Genomic DNA, 18,167 nt, shown 5'->3' on the forward strand with positions numbered 1-18,167 from the left:
GCGAACTGTTCTCTGAGGACTAAACCCGCAAAATCGAGGACACTACCCCACTACAAATCCGTCGATAGTTGTGCGTTGATTAGACTACCTGCATTCATGATCGCCTCATGAACTGCCGAACGAATTTTCTCGGTCGTAACCTCGTAGGCATCTTCCACATCGTTGGGTTCCCAAGTGTGCGTGCGATCGGCGTCGGTGAAGAACAACGTCACTAAAACGTCACGCTCCGGATCGGCCTGCATCAACGAGGCCGCGTATGCCATCACCTGTGGCTCATGGTGAGCAGCGCGTCGATCGAGGAACTCCTCAATAGTTTCGTCGTCCCCCTTCCGATCCGTCTTGTAATCGACGACGTGGTACTGGTCTGGTGTGACGACCAGGTGGTCGATGTATCCCTGGAGTTCGCCGTTCGGGAACGTCAGTTCGATCGGGAACTCGTCGTACGTGGCCAGCGTCTCACTCTGTTCGTGAAGATCCTCGACAAACGTGATCGCACACTCGGCCGCACCTTCGATCGCATCGAGATCACCGCTACTCGCCTGAAGTATCTCATCTGAATCGACCGATCGTTCCTCTGCGAACACCTGTTCGATAAACGATCGCCACGTCTGGCGAGGCGGTCGGACCTCACAGAGTCGATGCACTGCCTGACCGAAGAACGCTGCCGAGATGCCGGGCTGTTCGTCCGACGGCGATCGGTCACTCGTCTCTCGCGTCTCCGCTTTCTCCGTCGTAGTTGGTCGAATGCACCGCTCGACGTCGTCCACCGTTAGCTCCACGCTCCCGTCTTCGAGTCCGGTGAGGGCAGACGGAGAGAGCCTAATTTCCCAGGGAAGTTCGTACTCGTACCTGGATCGCTGCGTCTGCGGCTCGATCTGCTCGACGTCGCCGTCGTACGTTCCGGTAACGGGCGGGAGTCGAACGGTGAACTCTCCTGTTCCGGTTTCACCGTCGAGCTGGTAGTCTAACTCCGTCGTGAATCGACCGTCCTCTTCGAGTTTGGTCCAGGACTCGACGGCGTCGTCCTCGACGCCGAACAGCGTCGGCTGGATCCAGTCGCGCATCGAACCTGCCTCCGTCGGAACTGGCGGCGTGACTCCCGTCTCGCTGTCGCTATCGCTCGTGTGTTGACCGGTAAGGATGAGGTGGTCTTCGGCTCGCGTACACCCCACGTACAGGACTCGCTTCTCCTCGGCGCGCTCTTCGGCTCGACGTCGCTCTCGTGCGATGTCACGCAACAGCGTCCCCTCGTCGTCCTCACCCCAATCGCCTGGGACGTTGAGGCCGAGGACTGGTCGCCGTTCGCCGTCGATCGGGACGAGTTCGAACTCGACAGAGCCGTTGGCAATCCGGCCGCGATCCGTGAACCCCTTGCTGACTCCGGGGACCACGACGACGGGGAACTCCTGACCCTTCGCCTCGTGGATCGTCATGATTCGAACGCCGCTTCCCTCCGCAGCGACGTTCGCCTCCGCCTCGGTCCGACCCTGTTCGGATTGCTCGTTCAGCCGAGCGACGACACGGTCCAGACTCGGGACGCCGGCGACGTCGAATTCCCGGAGCTTCTCGCGGAACTTGTCCACGTTGGCGACGGCGGCGACGCCTCGCTCGTCGGCGGTGATCGACACGAGATAGCCGGTTTCCTCGACGATTCGATCGGCGAGTTCGACCCAGCTTCCGACCCGCGATCTGGTCGTGCTATCAGCCGTTCCAGCGTACTCTCTCCAGCGTTGGATGTCCTCCGCGACGCTCCGTACATCTTCCACGTCGGTGGTTCGAAGGTTCTCCCACAGCGACGTTCCGGGTTCGTGAACGCGGGCGATCGTCTCGTCCGATAACCCACACAGCGGTGATCGGAGCGCAGCGTACAACGTGACTTCGTCGGACGGGTCAGCGAGCGCACGGAATAACGAGACGAACGCCCGGATCTCCGGCGTCTCGAAAAAGCCCTCGCCTTTCACCACCGTGTAGGGGATCGAAGCCGCCCGTAACGCGCGTTCGTAATCCTTCAGATCGCTCCGCGAGCGAATCAGCACCGCAACGTCGTCGGGTTCCACCCGACGGCCACGACCGTCAGATTCGACGACGTTGGTTTTGTCACCCGAGTCGGCATCGTCAGCAGTGACTCGAACGTCCCCGTTCAGCAACTCGACGAGCCGACTGGCGATCGCGGTCGCTTCGATGTCGGCCGGCTCCGACTCCGGCAGCTCGTGAAGATCGTGATTCGGTTTCAACAGGCGATCGCGTAGATCGTCGTCCACGGGAACGGGCACGTATTCGACGATGGGATCGATTTGCTGGTTGTTCTCTCGGCCAGCTCGAAGCGGCCCTGCGACCGCTTCGAACGGCTCCTGCCCTCCGTACTCGAACACGTGGTCGAACAGGCCATTGATCGCCCCGAGGGGCTTCGGCAGCGTCCGGAAGTTCGTCGCCAGCGGTGGGCCATCGTCGGGCGTACCGTGTCGTACGTTCGCGGTTCTGAGGGTGTCTCGGGCGGTATCGAAAACGGTGACGTCGGCGTCGCGGAATCGATAGATGCTCTGTTTCGAGTCCCCGACGATGAACACGTTATCGGCGTCGAACGGACGGCCAGTAGACGAATCCCGCACAGTCGAACTGCTGACCAGTGCCTTCACCAGTCGCCACTGAAGATCGTTCGTGTCCTGGAACTCGTCCACCATCACGTAGTGCAGGTCGGATCGCAGGCGTTCGACTTCGGTTTGGTCTCCGTTTTCGAGAAAGTCGATCGTGAGTCTGATCAGGTCGTCGTAGTCCAGGACGCCACGTCGTTCCTTTCGACGATCGTATCGGTCGAGAGCCGTTCGCGTGAGAGAGGCGAGCGACCGCAGGAGTTCGTACGCCTCTCGGTCGGGCGCGATGTCCGAGTCGATCGGCTGTCCGGCAGGGCCCACCGCGGCGAGCACTGCCGTCATCGCCTCCGAGTATTGAGCCTCGACATCGCCGCTCCCGGTTCGGAAGCCCTTGTTCCCGAAGTACGTCCCCTCGGCGTACGCTTCGTTGTCACCGTTCGTGAGCGCGTCGCAGAGATCGATACACAACGAGAGTCGTTCGAACGGAGTGAGCGATTCGACGGGGACGCGGGATGCTCGGTCGAACCACTCTTGCAACGGCCGTCCAACGCTTTTCATCGATCGGGTTCCGATTCGATCACACACGGCGTCGTCTTGGAGTATCTCGCACAGCGTTTCGACGTCGCTCATCACCTCTTCGAGCATCGTCTCGGGATCGGCGGAAAACGGGTGAATCGAGACGAGGAAGGCTTCGTACTCGGTTTCGTCCTCAAACCGATCGAAGTCATCGATCCATGCCTCGGTCATTTCGCGTTCCGAGATGAGTCCGCTGAGGACCTCCCCGAGTCTCGATCGATCGAACAACGGCGCGAGCGTCCGTACTTCGGGTGGCTCCTCTTCGATCAACTCCGTGACTACCGTGGCCGCGAGCAATCCGGCGTCGTCCTCCTCGATAACCTCGAACTGGGGATCGACACCCGACGTCGAGATAGCGTATTCCTGGAGGATACGATTACAGAAGCCGTGGATCGTGTGGACGTAGCTCGATTCGACGCCGTCGGCGGCGGCGCGCCACAGTTCCCATCGATTCGGATCGTCGATCTCGTCGAGGTGATCGCGGAGTTTCGACCGGATGGACGCTTTCAGGTCCTCTGCGGCGCGCTCGGTGAACGTCGTGACGACGATTCGTTCGGGAAGCCGCCGTGCCTCCTCGGGATCCGAAATCCGTGTAATGTCGTCCGGAATTCGGTAAGAGGGTTCGCCATCGTCTACGTCTTCGGCCAGTGTTTCGGGACCATCGATGTGTGCCCGAAGAATCGTTACGTAGCGCTCGGTGAGTGTCGTCGTTTTGCCCGTCCCGGCCCCTGCCTCGACGCTCACGTTTCGGTCGAACGTCCGCGCTGCCGCCTGCTGCTCTGGTTCGAGCGTGAACGCGTCGTCGTCGCTCACTGTTCGTTCACCCCCGCTGTCGGAATATAGTTCGGAACGCCATCGTCGATGATCGTCTCGTGGATCTCGTGGCGACGGTGATGGCGAACGTCACACGCGTCGCGGTAGTCACAGTATTCGCACCCGGCCGAATCCGGACCGAGAATGGTCGGGATGAACGTCCCTTCCCGTACCGCCGTCGCAACTCGTTCGATACGGTCACTCACCTCCTCGCGGAGGAACGCGTGGAACTCCTCACGGCTCTCGAATTCGAGGGTCCGATACCGACGCAACGGATCCTCCGTCTCGTGTCGGTAGTAACTCGCGTCGTCTTCTGCACCGATCGTGCCCGCCCAGTACGAGATCGACGAGTCAGGATCCACCTGATAATATGACGCTCCCACGGCCTCCCCGTCGAGCGCCTCTTCGGCCATTAGAAGGTACGCCGTGAGCTGGAACGCGTACCCGTCGAGTGTGTCCCCTGTACTCGGCGTGCTTCCCGTCTTGTAGTCGTACGCCACGAGGCCACCGTCCGCCGTGACGTCGATACGATCGATCTTCCCGTGAAGACTGACGGAACTTCCAGGAAGCTGAATCGGATCGGGCGAGATCACGTTCGCATCGGGATCGTCGGCGTCGATCCCGACGTGCGCTTCGAAGTACGTGGGCTGTGCCCGCGTCGCCGACAGCGCCACCTCCGCATCGAGGAACCGCCGGAACAGCCCCGCGGGTCCGTCCGGATCGCCGTGAGCGTTCCCCTCTACTTCGAGTCCATCGAACAGCGATTCGATCCACGTTCCGTGGAACACTGTCGGATTCGCGTCCAGGTCGTCCAATCGCTCGACGGCGACGTCGTACAGAACGGCCTGTGCCTCCGAGAGTGTCGCGTCGGTAACCGATCGATGGCCGGCGGCGATCCACTCTCGGTAAAACGTTTCGAGCACGTCGTGGACGTAGTTCCCGGCGTCGAGCGCGTTGGCTTCGATCGTGATTTCCTCGTCGGCATCGATATCCAGAACCGAGTTCATGTAGAATTTGAACCCGCAGCCAGCGTACGTCTCCAGCCGACTCGGACTGAATGGCGCGTTCCTCTCGCGGAGCTCTCGAACGACCTCCGATGTCACGCGCCCATCGAACTTTCCGACCTCCGCTCTAGCACGTGCCGAGGCGAGTTTCACACCGCGTCGGAGACGAGACGTGACGTCGGCCTCGGGTATCTCGATGTCGAACGCATCGGCGTCGGCGTCGATCTGATCGTAATTGATCCCACCCGTTTCGAGCGCTTCCGCGAGCGATCGATGAACGTCTTCTCTGCTCGCCGGGGGAGCAACGTAGCGCTCCCTCGACTCCGTTTCAGTATCGCTCACCCGCTGGAGTTCCTTCAGAACGTCAGCCGGAACGTACGGGTCACCGTTCGCGTTTCGTTCGGGTCTGGACAGGTGGAGTTGAGCGTCACTGGCCAGTAACAGACCGAACGTGTACCGTGCCTGTCGGACGGGATCTGCGGACTGGAAATCCACGTGAGATTCGTTAAGTCTCCGCGTAAACGCGAGACGTCGAGCCGGCGACGGAGTATGATCGGTCGTCAATCCGGGGATGAACACGTGTGAATAGGGGTTCCACGCCGCCTCGGTCGGACTACACACCCGGACGCTTCCGGACGCCCTACCCACGGTGTTCTCGACCGTAACCTGTTCGAGCGCTCGTCGAAGCCCTTCAGCGTCATTTTCGCCGTCCATCGAGGCCAGAGAGTCACACACTTGCGCGGAAAGGGTGAGGGCGGACGTCTCACGGGCACGTTCTCGCTCGGAAAAGGGAAACTCGTCATCGAGTTCGAGACCACTCGTATCGATTGGAACACCGAGTGATTCGAACAATGCCGCTCGTGCGCGCCCATGATCAGAACGCTCGGCGAACCGCTCGCACGATGTTGCGACTGCCTCGACGATCTCGTCGGCAGGTGAGTCGAGATGCGATTGAAGCGCTTCGATCCGGGTCGATTCCAGTCGTCTCGCTTCCCGGATAATCTCGCTCACGCTACCATCGTCGGAAGGATTGACGAGCGGGTTTGCTAGCAGCCGGCAGAGCGGTTCCTGCCGATTCGGCTCAGTGCCGAGATCCAACGCGGCCTCGAACAGTTTCCCGGTCGTCGTCGCAAAGAACGGTCGCGGGAGATCGTAATTCACTGGGACGTCCGCTGCGTCGAGGGCTTGCCCGATCCGTTCCGCGTACGTATCTGAGTCATACACGGCGACACAGATTTCGTCGGGATCGACACCTTCGGCAATCAGCGAGCGTATCTCGCGGGCGATTCCACTCGTCTCGTGTCGAACTGTTGGGTACGATAGAGATTCGACGTCGAGTTCCGTGGTTCGTTCGGACGGTGACGGTGAGCCAAACCGATACAAACGTCTTGCGACATCGGTACTCGTGGACTCTACAGCGGTCGATGAATCATCTGATCGCTCAGGTGGCTCGAACCCGAGTGACTCGTACCACGTGTGAACCCGTGCAAGCGCTCGGTCAACGCCACTCGGAACCTCCGAGTCAGTCACCCGGGCGCAGACGACGGCGGTATCGTACGTCGAAGCGAGCGTGTCGATCAGATCCCGTTCGAGCGGCGACAATGTCTGGAATGCGCCGACGATCACGACGTCCGTGGCAGAGAGTACAGCAGAACACAACTCATCGCCATTCAGAATCACGTGCGCGTATCGTTCACTCCGAAACGATTTGCGCTGCTTCAACGAATTCTCCCGAACGAAGTGCACTTCCTCAACAAACGTAGAGAGCGGTTCGACGAGATCGTCGAGCCCGACTTCGTTCAACCGCTCCACCACTGCCTCCGGCGTGTTTAGACCAGCGAACTCCAAAAGCGAGAGGAGCTCTTCGGCTTGCTCGATGAGTCCAACGGTTGGACTGTCTTCGGTGAATAACGGATTCTCGGGTGTATCGATACGCGTGAGAGCCGTTTCGACGATCCAACGGCGTTCTTCACTCGATACGTAGGTCGATTCACCCTCGTTAGTCGATGCTTCGTACAGTCGGTCAACGATGCCGTCGAACGTCGTAAGGTCTACCGCCAATTTTGAGCCGTGTTCCATCCACGATTCGGCGACCGTCTCCCTATCCACCTCTGGCGGGCAGACATACATAACCGAATGCGGGAGCCCCGATGCTCTGTTTACGGCCCACTGAAATGCACTGCTTCTTCCTCGATGTGTGTTGGCGGAAGAGAACAGACAGCGAGTTGCCATTGCATGGAACTCGTAGATCAGATACCTGAATCTTCCGGCGATGGTGAGATACGGCCTTTGTCTAATTTGTACTCTGCCGAAAGAAGCAGATCCTAACGGAAAAGGTATACTTCAGCGTCATTCAAACTGCTGTGGGATCCCTGTTTAAGCGCTTTATCGGCAAATTTGGAGTATGGAATCTTGCATCCGGTGCCGAGAGGCAGTTTCAATGCCCGAAGCGAACTACTGCGGGAACTGCGGTTTCCCCGTTCTTGCAAATCCGAACGAAGAGGAAGTTAGAGAACTGGCGCAGCAAGAGGAAAACGGGTTCCTGGACGGATTCGATATCAGGACCATCCTCGATGAGATGAATGGAAAGCAGAAACCTCCATCAGAAGCCTATCAATGGTATCTCGAAGAGTGCATAAAGAAGGCGCTCATCGACATCGCAATTCTCCAACAGTGGGATTGGTTCGATACGGATCACATCTCAGGACTATTCTTCCAGGAAGATCTCTTTGAGGAGGACCCATCAGATGATGCAACGGAGGATTTTATCCTTTGGGCGCGTATCTCGGCGTTCTTCTATGAAGCGATGCAACCAGAAGGCCTCGAACTGAGTATTAGAATGGGAGCACTCTTTGCAGATGGGTTAGACCCTACCGATGATATTGATGTTACAATAGAAACAAATCCGGGTGACGATACAGAACAAAGCTCGTCTGGGCCGACTTCGTAGCATTTCGCCTTCTATTGGACCCGAGAAACACACGATTCTATCGATGGCCACTGTATATCATGCTCTTCAGCCAGTTTGTGATACCACTCCCGAGAATCCAAGATGTTTTTCAAGGTCCCAGTGGAATTGATCTCTGTTTGTTCGATAATATCCCGATAACTGAACCGAGGGCTCTTCGATTCTGCCATCCTGATCGCTAGTAGTGCATCCGGAAACTGATCTGGGTCCGGCACGAGATATGCATTTTCCGAGTCGTACTTTGTTCCCCAGCGAGGCCGCCCCTCATCGTATCCCTTCTCACGCCGCCGTTCCAGTGCTCGTTTCGCTTTTCGGATCTCCTCCTCTTTCGTCTCACGCTCGATGCGTCGATGAATGTCGAACGTGAGATCATCATCCGCAACATCGCCAACGTAGACGATCTCGGCGTCTCCTTGGTTACAAGAATATTGAATGATGGTCAGATAATTATCGCGGCAAATCCGACGGTCATCAAACGCGACGAGGTAATCGAATTCGCCTTGCTCCAATCGGTCAATTACGTCGAGAACGTCCGGATTTTGATCTAAGAGCCCACTGTCGTCCTTGCGCGACATCGTACTGAATCCCGTATGAACGCCGAGATCGAGGCAGACTACCTCTTCAGCTACCTCGTGTGCCAGTTCGAGAACCAGTTCGCGTTGCTCCTCCAAGCCGATATCGTCGTCAGAGCCTCTCGATTTTCGAATCCATGCCAGTGCCTTACTCATCGGTTTGACGGGATGTAATTTGAAGTTCGAGTTTGTTCCGTGAAGCGATGGACCACTCCGCATCAGCGCCGGCTAAATCCATTGCGTCACCGATTCCTTTGTCGATTGTCACCACATATTGACCGTTGGATTTGAGCTGAATCTTTGGCATCTGTCTATACCGTTATTTCTAACGGTAGAACTAAAGGTATTTCGGAGTGTTCAGGAACTCCAGGTTTCCTGAACAAATCTTCTTACAGGGCTCCCTCGTGAGTGAAGACTCCGCGGCTCTCTGCGGATATCGCATTTGGGAGATGGTCCACGCCGGAGTCATTCGAGAAACTCGTCTTGAGAGAACTGCCTATGGCTCTTCTCTACCACAGAGTCTTAATTTGCCAAGAGGTGAATAAACGAGTATGGACGAGATCGAGGCGGAGAAGATCAGGACATACGAACGGTATCGGTGTGGCGAGATCACGGAGCAAGAGGTTCGAGAAGCACTTGGCGACGAGACTATCGATGCGATGCAGGCTGATGTGGAAGCGTTCAAATCGGCGATGGAACTCGATACGAGCGTGGTTTTTGCCTGCGACGACATTGAATGACTCTTCAGCTTGAGCAGGAGACTCGACGAATTCGTTTTGAGTAGACCCTATTGAATTACGCAGATCGGAGTCCCAACCCGACTCAGGGTAGTACAGAATAGCTCGACTGCATTTGGCTGGCTATGTTCGATCTCGACCGAAAGTTTATTCGGGCCGCTAGCGTACCCTCTTCCAAGAGATCAGCAATGTCTACAAAATCCCATTCTCTCAGTGAGGCGGTTCGCATTGCTGAATCGGTGACTGACGAGTCGATCGAAGATCGACTCATTCCGACACTCCGTGATAGTCTCGATGACTCGGCCAAAGCTCGTGTACTGGGCTTGTACGAAGATGGTGAGATTTCAGAGCAAGCCGCACGTCGGTTGCTCGGTGACGATGATTTCGAGGAGAGTCAATTAATGGCGAGTGGGGCGGACTCTCTTCTATCGGGAGACACGAGTCGGTTCGTTGACTAAATCTAACACGTTACTATCTTCCCCGTTCCTATGGCTGATCGTTCTGTCCACCCGATACTCGCAGACACTGATGCACTCATAGCGTATGCGAGGCTTGATTGCTGGGACGTGATCCGGTCACAATTGTATCTCACAACAACGAATGTCTGTTATAGAGAGCTGCTCGACCACACGGATCTTTCGGGTGGAGAAAAATACGATGCTGATGCAAAGGCCAGAGCAGATGCAGCTCAGCGAGTTTTAGATGCGATCGAAGACGAGACGTCAACGATCACACGAGAATTCTGCGGACAATCGGGGATCACACTGGGTGAACATAGTCTTCCGCCGTTAGCAAAGCAACATTCGGATACGGTTGAAGCAATCCTGATGATGGACAAAGGCAACGAGGATCGCGCTGAGGGAGGCCGCGCCTACATTCAGCGAAAGCTGGACCTTGAAGAGTTAGGAATCGAATTGCCATCATTGGGCGTGCCACTTGGGATATTGGCGAAAGAAGGATATCTGACGGAAGACGAAGCGTGTTCCGAGATCAACGAGCTTGCTGAAAAAGAGGGTTGGAAGAGTCGAAGTGCATTAGAACGTATTTGGAAGAGTGTCCCGTTAGACTGCGATCAAGAACCAGACTTCTTGTAATTGCTAACTCTTTCTTAACTGAACGAAGCAATCCTACGCGAGAAGGCCGCGAACACTCGTCAGCGTACCGGTCACTAAATATACAAATAGTTTTTATACTGTATCTACTACCCAAAACCGGCTGAAATCGCCCCCCGGTGTTGCAGCACCGGGGAACAGACGCTGCCAAGGATGACAGCAAAAGACACTAATCGTGTCGGGAGTGATAACTCTGTCTCTCGGCCGGCCGAGGAGACGGAGATCGTTACCGAACACGATACACAAAGCAGACGAATTGTTCGCCACGCACGGAATAGCGGAGGCTCAACGACGCGGAGAGACCTCCTTATGAAGACCGATCTCTCCGACGATGAACTGGACGGTCTACTTAGACGGCTCGCAGATGGCGGTTACGTTGACCTGATCGGGGAAGCGGAACGCGAAGCGATCGTGTTGACGTGTAGCGGGGAGCATCTCGCCGGGGGGTTCCGATGACCGGAATCGATCACGGATACGCCATCCCCATCGACCCCAATGATGCGTTCAAAGCGGTCTCGAACAGCCGGCGACGTCGGATTCTACTCTCACTCGCCCAGTCGGAGGATCCGCTTACAGCCTCGGAGCTGGCCCTCGAAATCGCGGCCATCGAAAATCTCGTCGATCCAAGCGAAGTAACGAGCGAGCAGCGAACCCGAGTGTACATCTCGCTGATTCAATCACATTTGGAGACGTTGGATGAGTTGGGGGTTGCCGATTACGACGAACGTGCGAAGAAGGTCTCACCAACGGATGCTACACAACCGATCGCGCGCCACATCCGCGAGATCACGACCGCGTGCTACAAGCCGGAGGGTGCGTGCGAATGACGAGAATTTCGGAAGAGAGACTAACCGACGAGATGGTCGTCCGGAATCTCACGTACCAGTTCGACCGGACACTCCAGCTCCTGGAATGCCTCGCCGCTGATGGGCAGGAGGGCGATCCGGAAGTCTGCGTGATCGGATCGTACTCGAAGAAGAAACTTGAGGCCGCTGCCGAACAGGCGCTGACTGGCTGGTCGCTTCCGGAGGATACGACATGTAGTCAGTGTGACCGCGGGCTCACGGCGCACAGGCCCGTAATGATTCGCGCCAGAAGACCGCTGGAACTGCTGACGTGGTACCTCGATCAGTGCGTGTGCGACGAGTGCGACGTACCGCTCGATCCACGACCGGATGGACTGGACGTGATCGCTTCCGCGTGGATCGCTCCGTGGGATGATCCAGAGAGCAGAAGGCCACTGCTGTTGAGCGACGTCACGATTGAGGAATCGAGCGGAACCAACTACGAAACCGGTTCAAACGTGGAGGGGACCGATGGGACGCAGTGACGGATACCGTACGTTCCCCACCAGCGTTCGGAAACAGATCCTGAAACGGGACAATCATCAGTGTCAGGTCTGTGGGCGGCTCGGCCCCGAGCGCGGTGGAAACATCGACCTCGAAGCCCACCACATGCAGGAGGAACCGGAGTTGATCGATCGGGATCATCCCGACAACGGAACGACGATGTGTATCCCATGTCACCACTTGGTGACCCACCGGACGACTACGGACGATCTTCCGTTCGACATCGACGACGTCGCCGCCGAAGTCAATCTTCTCTACAAGGACATCGAGATCCTCGTGTACCTGTACGAACACGGGCCAGCGACGACGAGCGAAATACGCGAGGCCACGAGTGGGTCTGCGCGAACGTCGATCATCGAGCGGCTCTGGACGCTCATGTCGATCGATCGGGATGTGGACTCGTTGGATGGTCCGCTGATCGACAAGGATCTCGACACAGACGAGTGGGGGTATCCCGACGACATCGGAAGGACCGTCCGCGGGCGAATCCCGGATAACGAAGAGGAATTGGTGGATCGGCTGCGGGACGAGTTGCTCCGACGGCTTCTCGACGCCGGCGTGAGTCGATCGACGCTCGCGTTGTTCTTCGGTCGTTCTCGGCGAGCGACGTTCTACATCAGCAAGCGTGCGGGCGCAGTTCGCGTGCCGTTCGACGACGACGATCATCCTGGAGCGCTGATGGACGAGGACGAGTTCGAACGAGTGGTCGATGGAATGGGACGGTTGTTCGAAGAGATTGGTTCGAAATGACCGATAAGTATTCTATATTGACTTGTGTAGGAATGAGAACGAACCAATCGTGTCGGGGCCGACGGATGGGAGATGCATATGTACGTCACCAGGAACTGACGAAGCGATTAACCCTTCACGTGGGGGACGAGGAACACTTGTTCGAGCGAGCACGTTGCTGTTCACAGCCGACAGAACTCGTGGTCGCACCAGTGGAACTTCACCGACGGAACGTTCAGCGCCGGCTTCGTGAACGAAACGCACCGAAGGACGCGTTCGCGTTCGATGACCCGGAAGGGGTGAGCAAAGGAATCCTGAGTGCCGCTGGCGAACCGAACAAAGCGATCGATCGTATCGACCGTCTCGCACAGGTCCGGTCCATACTGACTGAGCTGGCTGAAGGGGATATGGACCCCCTCTCGCTCCCGCCGGGAGTGTCGTCACACGATTCACGATACATCGAACAGATCCGTACAGAGGTGGAAGCGGTCACCAACTTCCATCCAGAACGAATCGAAGTGTGGAAACACGCGGCTGACGGTCTGTACGCGCCAATCGATTCGGAAACCGGAGAGATCCTCAATCTCGCGCTCGCCGTAGAACGTAGGCTCCAGAACCGAACGGCGAAGGCGACCTCTGAGACGGACCTCGTACGGCGAGCGACACGAACCATCGTATCGTCGAGCGGCTCAGCGTGGACTGAAGCGTATCCGGAAATCGAACGCGTCACATTGCTCGGTCTGAGCGGCCTCTCCGCACCGCACGCGGACTTGTTACACGCGCTGTTAGCGACGACGTCGATCGACGTTCACGTCCACTTCCGCGAGGGTTCGGGAGCATACCTGAAGAGGCGTATGCCCGCACTACTCGACATCGAGGGGCCTGGACAGGTGGTGTTCGAATGACGATCTCAGAACGACTGAGACTCTCTCGCCCGTTCGATCCGCCAACGGTTCCGACAGTTGAACTCGTGTCGCCAACGCGGCGAGAAGAAGCTCGAAGCGCTATGGCGATCGTTGCGGAGCTGCGCGATCGGGACGTCCCGATCCGGGATATCGCAGTCGTCGCCCGAGATCTCGACTCGTACGAACAGTCGCTCTTCAGAGCAGCCATCCAATACGGAATTGCGCCCGTATTCTGGAGGCAACTCTACGTCACGAGGACGCGCCCGTACGCGCTCGTGGAATCAGTCTGTGAGGCACTCGACGCGGACGAACTCGACCGGAGAACGCTGCTTCGTCCGCTCGAACATCGATGGGCGCCATCGAACGCGCCATCCGACGACTGGCCGGTCGATCCGGCGACGCTGTACCGAGTGAAACACGCGCTTCCCCAGGGTGCACGCCCAACCGAGGAGTGGATTGAGGTGTTGGAAACGATCGACGACGCCGACGCCCGTTTCACGACGTTCGTAGAGTGGCTCGCCGACGTTCCGGAGCCGAACCCGGAGACCGTCACGTCTGTTCTCGGCGACGTCGTCGAAGCGTACGCCGATCACGGCCTCGCGGTGACGAGGGAGAGCGATTCGCCAGCGCTGCTCGATACCGAGACCGACGCACGGGCGGTCGTCCGCGGACGAACACTCGTCCAACAACTTCGCCACAAATTCGCGGATCGACTCCAAGAAGAAACGCTCGAACGATCCTGGGGCGATGTCGCCGATCTCGCCAACGTGATCGCCACCCAACGCCCGGGGCGACGCGAACACTCCAACGCTCGGGCGCTGGACATCCTCGAAGCTAACGACGTATGGATGCTTGACGTCCAGTACGTGATTGCCGTCGGGATGACCGCTGACGAGTGGCCACGAGCGACTGAATCGGTGGTTCCACCGGAGTTCCAGGAAGTCGTTCTCCGAGGCGACGATGACACCTCGAAGCTCGCTCCTCGAACGGCGTGGACGGACGGACGTGACCGCGACCAGTTCCTGGACGTGTTCCGAGCTGCTGGAACGGGCGTAATACTCACGCGCCACACCCAGACGGTCGATGGTGACGACGTCCATTCGTCGCCGTTCCTCGATCATCTCGATCTTCAGACGGTCGCCGAATCCCACCGTCAGCAACTGCTGAGCACGAATCGAGAGCTTCCCCCGGAAATACAGGACTTCCTCGAAGAACGAGCGGAGGCGACCGCCAATGAGTGAGCCCAACGACGATCCGATTCGGCTGAAGGGCGCACAACGCGAGATTCGAGGTGCCTACTTCGACAACGAGACGGGATTGTTCACTCTGAATTGCGTCCCCGGTTCGGGAAAATCGGTGGTCGCACACCACCTTGCTGCGGAGGACGTTCTTCGTCGGTACGTCGCAGGCAGTCCGACGCCGGAGCAGCACGTCGCGGTCATCTCGTTCAACCGGGACGAGGCCGCCGCGATCGTTCCCGAAATCTGTGACCGGCTTCGAACGATCGTCGAACATGAACTCGTTCCGGCGGCAACCGACGTGAGCGACGACGAACTGGAGTATTTGATCCAGCGCGTTCGTCAAGCGCCGTACGTCGGAACCATCGACAGTCTCCTTCGAGGCGTGCTCGTAGAGATCGCATCAGATGCAGGGTTCGAGGAGGTACCCGCAATCGGGAACGAGGCACTCCTGACGCAGGTCCACGTCGAGTGTTACGAGACACTTCGTGACGAACCTCAGTATTCGACTCGCCTCGAACAGTTGGAGGCTGCCTACCCCGACGGGGAGTACGACGACAGTGTCGCCGAAATGCTCGTCCGGGCCGTCGAGTACTGTCGTGACCAGCAACTTACGACGTCAGCGTTCCGGTCAGAACTCGAACTGACGCGGGAGTCGGTGTACGCGGAAGGCGAACCAGAGGCGTTCCGCGATGTCGTCGCAGCAGTCGAACGTTGCGTTGATGACGAGAGTATCGGGGAACGAGTCCGCGAGGCAGTCGAAGGTGAGGATCGAGACCGTGTCGTAGAGGCGGATCGAACCCTGTACGAAGCGTGGTGTGCGCGTATCGACGACTTCTGTACAGTACTCTCGGCGTACCGAGATGCCTATCGAGAAGCGATACGAGAGCACGGCGTCGTTTCACACACCGACGTCGCGTTTCTTGTGGCCAGGTATTTCGACGACGCTGCGGACGCAACAGCGTCTCTCGAAGTGTTCGACGAGATCGACGAACGACATCGGGAGCGTATTCTCCAAAGGCATCGTGCCCGATTGAGAAGCGTGATCATCGACGAGGCGCAGGACGTTTCTGCGATCCAACACGCAGCGCTCGCTCACCTCGTCACGCCCGAGACGCGCGTCTGTGCGGTCGGTGACGCTCTACAGGGGATCTATCTCTGGCGGCATGCAGATCCGTCCTGGTTCGAAACGGCGACGACGAGCGGAACGTACCTCGGCATTGACTGGGACACGCACGAGAATCGGACCGCGACGACGACGTACCGATGCGTTCCGGACGTCGCCACGGCGATCAACTCGATTTCCGAACCGGTGTTCTCGGACCCGTCGCGCGGTGATCTCGGTACCCTCGATACGACGTTCTCTCCGCTGGAAGCTGCGCGTGACGGGAGCGACGAGACGGCGGTGCATATCTCCTCGTTCACCGGCGTCGGTACCCCCGGATCAGCAGACTGGGCGAACCCCGGTGACGGCGTCGGCGAGGCGAATATACTGGCGACGCATCTCTCGCAGGGACTTGTCGACGGGACGTTCGCTGACGATACTGGCACCCCATTGGGGATCACTGTCCTCTTTCGGAAGCGGGCACGAATGAGCGATTATGAGGCGGCATTCGCCGCAGAGGGACTCCGCGTGCGGAACGCGAGTGAGTCACTGTTCGACTGCCCCGCAGTCAGTACGGTGTTCGACGTTTGTGACTGGCTCGTTCAACCAGGATCTCCTGACCGAACGAGAACACTCATCACCGAATCCGCTCTGGGAATCGGCACACTGGAAGGTGCCTTCTCCGATCACGACTGGCGTCTCAACGGTGTACTCGGCGACGACGACATTCAGTCGGACCTCACCGAGGCACAACGACGCACGCTAACCGGTCTCGTCCATCTTCGTGATCAGCGCGACACGTCCGAAATGCGACCTGCCGGGGCGTACGTCGAAGACGTCGTCGAGGCGCTTTCGCTCAGAGCGGATTCGAACGGCTACTTCACGGACACTGATTCCGAACAGCGCGTCGCAAACCTCGACGCCCTCGTCGAGACAATCGCTCAGTGGGTAGGTGACGATCACTCCACTCTGGACGACCTGATCGAACTGGTCGCTCCGTTTCGAGAAGAACCGGATGACGGCCCACCGCAACCGAGCACGGCGGGTTCCGAATACGACGTGGAATTCCAAACAGCGCATCGATCGAAAGGCGACCAAGACGATGTCGTCGTCATCGCAGATCCAGGATTTGACCTCTGGGCACCCGGTCCGCACAATCAGCGGTTCATCGCGCAAGGGTCCATCGTGGGCCTCGCCCCGCCGGAGAACGTAAATCTCCCTGAAGAGATCACCATCCCACCGTTCGAAGGTGGCCTGTTCGATCCGGCGAATAGCTGGGATCGTGATGCCGGACTTCGATGGGTGAGCGCATTGTGGTGCGATTTGGTCACCGATTCAGCGGGAAGAGACGGTCTCGTCGGTACCGAACGGCTCTGTCAGGTCGCCAGAAACGAGCGCGCTGAAGGATGGAGACTGCTATACGTTGCACTCACCCGTGCGCGCGATCACCTCGTTATCCCGCTTCCACGGTCAGTTCTGACTACTGACCGGCATCGTGATCGGTGGCTCGATACCATTCGAGATGAACTCAACTATCAGGGAGGGACTGACTCGTATACGCTGTCGGTTCCTGATACGGATCCGAACGGCGACTCGATCGAAATCGGCGTTAATGACGTCGATCTATTCGCGCGACGATCAGATGTGCGAGAGCCTACGCCGGACACGGACGTCGCCGTTTCTCAACCTCGTCGTGATCGACTCGACCCGTGGATTCCGAGATTCGTCAACCCTAGTACGATGTATCCGCTGACCGAGGGTCAGGATGAGTATCTCATCGCTCACCTCCTCGGAGACTCGCTTCACACCGAGACGAACGACGTTCCCGACGACCTCCCCTTAGAGTTCGATCGATTAGGTCCCGGTGAAGTCGGGACGTGTCTACACGACGTCCTCACCGAGTTAGTAGAGTGTGACGTTCCTGAAAACTCCTTACGAAGGATGAACGACGACGTTCGGCGAGTGTTCGACGAGAAGGTCAAGGAGATGGCACCCAAGATCGGGTCTGACGAACGCGAGGGATTGTGGGCGTTCTTTGCGGTGGTTCTAGACGACTTCCTCGCGTCAGACCTCTGGGAGCGAATCCGTGATCCTCAAACCATTACAACCGTCGAACAGCCGATCGACGGACTCAGCACGATCGATGGCGTCGAGATCGAAATTCATGGCGAAGCGGATTTCGTCGTCGAACTGCCCTCGGGTGAACGGCACGTGACCGACGTGAAGATTACACTGACGGACCAAACGCCGGAGACACGACATCGGTACGAACTCCAGGTGGCAGCCTACTCGTACCTCTTTGAACAGCAGGAGTGCTCGACAAAACCCGTGAATCGGGCAGTGGAGACCTTCGGGGTTGAGCGTGACACAATCAAATCAGGGTGGCCGTCGGAGATTATCGAACGGAGACTTGCCTCTCTGGTTCGACAGTAACAGTCTGCTATGCCCTGTCTCACGGCTGACCCTTT

General features: G+C 58.0%; 13 protein-coding genes. 9 read left to right on the forward strand and 4 right to left on the reverse strand.

Annotated elements, in window-relative coordinates:
• Positions 1-50: 50 nt before the first annotated feature.
• Positions 51-3,980, reverse strand: coding sequence for a UvrD-helicase domain-containing protein (locus tag BM113_RS18065; protein ID WP_089789425.1), 3,930 nt, complete (start codon positions 3,978-3,980; stop codon positions 51-53).
• Complete coding sequence (locus BM113_RS18070) at positions 3,977-7,093, reverse strand: PD-(D/E)XK nuclease family protein (RefSeq protein ID WP_177209215.1); 3,117 nt, start codon at positions 7,091-7,093, stop codon at positions 3,977-3,979. Before BM113_RS18070 ends, BM113_RS18065 begins: the two co-directional genes overlap by 4 nt.
• A 331-nt stretch (positions 7,094-7,424) precedes the next feature.
• On the opposite strand from BM113_RS18070, the gene BM113_RS18075 reads away from it, so the two are divergent.
• Positions 7,425-7,934, forward strand: a complete 510-nt coding sequence (locus BM113_RS18075; RefSeq protein WP_089789427.1) for a hypothetical protein — start codon at positions 7,425-7,427, stop codon at positions 7,932-7,934.
• An 11-nt stretch (positions 7,935-7,945) separates the two neighbouring features.
• Here the strand turns inward: BM113_RS18075 and BM113_RS18080 are convergent, their stop codons facing one another.
• Positions 7,946-8,680, reverse strand: a complete 735-nt coding sequence (locus BM113_RS18080; protein WP_089789428.1) for a serine integrase family protein — start codon at positions 8,678-8,680, stop codon at positions 7,946-7,948.
• A gap of 395 nt (positions 8,681-9,075) precedes the next feature.
• Here BM113_RS18080 and BM113_RS18085 point away from each other — a divergent pair, with 395 nt between their 5' ends.
• The 7 genes from BM113_RS18085 to BM113_RS18115 all read left to right on the forward strand — a co-directional run bounded on the left by BM113_RS18085 (position 9,076) and on the right by BM113_RS18115 (position 13,356).
• Positions 9,076-9,264: a DUF8065 family protein gene (locus tag BM113_RS18085; protein WP_089789429.1), complete on the forward strand. Its 189-nt coding sequence runs from the start codon at positions 9,076-9,078 to the stop codon at positions 9,262-9,264.
• A 485-nt stretch (positions 9,265-9,749) separates the two neighbouring features.
• Entirely contained in the window at positions 9,750-10,355 is a 606-nt protein-coding gene (locus BM113_RS22010; RefSeq protein WP_143095858.1) for a hypothetical protein, read from the forward strand.
• A 327-nt stretch (positions 10,356-10,682) separates the two neighbouring features.
• On the forward strand, positions 10,683-10,829 hold the full coding sequence (locus BM113_RS22530; RefSeq protein ID WP_218149971.1) for a hypothetical protein: 147 nt from the start codon (positions 10,683-10,685) through the stop codon (positions 10,827-10,829).
• The gene (locus tag BM113_RS18100; RefSeq protein ID WP_089789432.1) at positions 10,826-11,200 is read left to right on the forward strand and encodes a DUF7344 domain-containing protein; all 375 of its coding nucleotides are present in this window, start codon (positions 10,826-10,828) and stop codon (positions 11,198-11,200) included. The genes BM113_RS22530 and BM113_RS18100 overlap by 4 nt, the downstream gene beginning before the upstream one ends.
• Positions 11,197-11,703, forward strand: a complete 507-nt coding sequence (locus BM113_RS18105; protein ID WP_089789433.1) for a hypothetical protein — start codon at positions 11,197-11,199, stop codon at positions 11,701-11,703. The genes BM113_RS18100 and BM113_RS18105 overlap by 4 nt, the downstream gene beginning before the upstream one ends.
• Positions 11,690-12,472, forward strand: coding sequence for an HNH endonuclease (locus BM113_RS18110; protein ID WP_089789434.1), 783 nt, complete (start codon positions 11,690-11,692; stop codon positions 12,470-12,472). The genes BM113_RS18105 and BM113_RS18110 overlap by 14 nt, the downstream gene beginning before the upstream one ends.
• A gap of 119 nt (positions 12,473-12,591) precedes the next feature.
• Complete coding sequence (locus tag BM113_RS18115) at positions 12,592-13,356, forward strand: hypothetical protein (RefSeq protein ID WP_218149972.1); 765 nt, start codon at positions 12,592-12,594, stop codon at positions 13,354-13,356.
• A gap of 281 nt (positions 13,357-13,637) precedes the next feature.
• Here BM113_RS18115 and BM113_RS22430 read toward each other — a convergent pair whose 3' ends face one another.
• Positions 13,638-14,507 (reverse strand): hypothetical protein, encoded by an 870-nt coding sequence (locus BM113_RS22430; RefSeq protein ID WP_177209216.1) that lies wholly within the window; start codon positions 14,505-14,507, stop codon positions 13,638-13,640.
• An 82-nt stretch (positions 14,508-14,589) separates the two neighbouring features.
• Between BM113_RS22430 and BM113_RS18125 the strand changes: the two genes are divergently transcribed.
• Positions 14,590-18,132 (forward strand): UvrD-helicase domain-containing protein, encoded by a 3,543-nt coding sequence (locus BM113_RS18125; RefSeq protein WP_089789437.1) that lies wholly within the window; start codon positions 14,590-14,592, stop codon positions 18,130-18,132.
• Positions 18,133-18,167 lie beyond the last annotated feature (35 nt).

Origin of the sequence: Natronobacterium haloterrestre, from assembly GCF_900112205.1 — an archaeon.
Lineage (GTDB): Archaea > Halobacteriota > Halobacteria > Halobacteriales > Natrialbaceae > Natronobacterium > Natronobacterium haloterrestre.

What these genes read in the sequence shown, in the direction of transcription:
- BM113_RS18080 (WP_089789428.1), bottom strand. Translation starts at nt 8,680, where the DNA reads ATGAGTAAGGCACTGGCATGGATTCGAAAATCGAGAGGCTCTGACGAC.
- BM113_RS18100 (WP_089789432.1), top strand. Translation starts at nt 10,826, where the DNA reads ATGACCGGAATCGATCACGGATACGCCATCCCCATCGACCCCAATGAT.
- BM113_RS18085 (WP_089789429.1), top strand. Translation starts at nt 9,076, where the DNA reads ATGGACGAGATCGAGGCGGAGAAGATCAGGACATACGAACGGTATCGG.
- BM113_RS18125 (WP_089789437.1), top strand. Translation starts at nt 14,590, where the DNA reads ATGAGTGAGCCCAACGACGATCCGATTCGGCTGAAGGGCGCACAACGC.
- BM113_RS18110 (WP_089789434.1), top strand. Translation starts at nt 11,690, where the DNA reads ATGGGACGCAGTGACGGATACCGTACGTTCCCCACCAGCGTTCGGAAA.
- BM113_RS22530 (WP_218149971.1), top strand. Translation starts at nt 10,683, where the DNA reads ATGAAGACCGATCTCTCCGACGATGAACTGGACGGTCTACTTAGACGG.
- BM113_RS18075 (WP_089789427.1), top strand. Translation starts at nt 7,425, where the DNA reads ATGCCCGAAGCGAACTACTGCGGGAACTGCGGTTTCCCCGTTCTTGCA.
- BM113_RS22010 (WP_143095858.1), top strand. Translation starts at nt 9,750, where the DNA reads ATGGCTGATCGTTCTGTCCACCCGATACTCGCAGACACTGATGCACTC.
- BM113_RS18105 (WP_089789433.1), top strand. Translation starts at nt 11,197, where the DNA reads ATGACGAGAATTTCGGAAGAGAGACTAACCGACGAGATGGTCGTCCGG.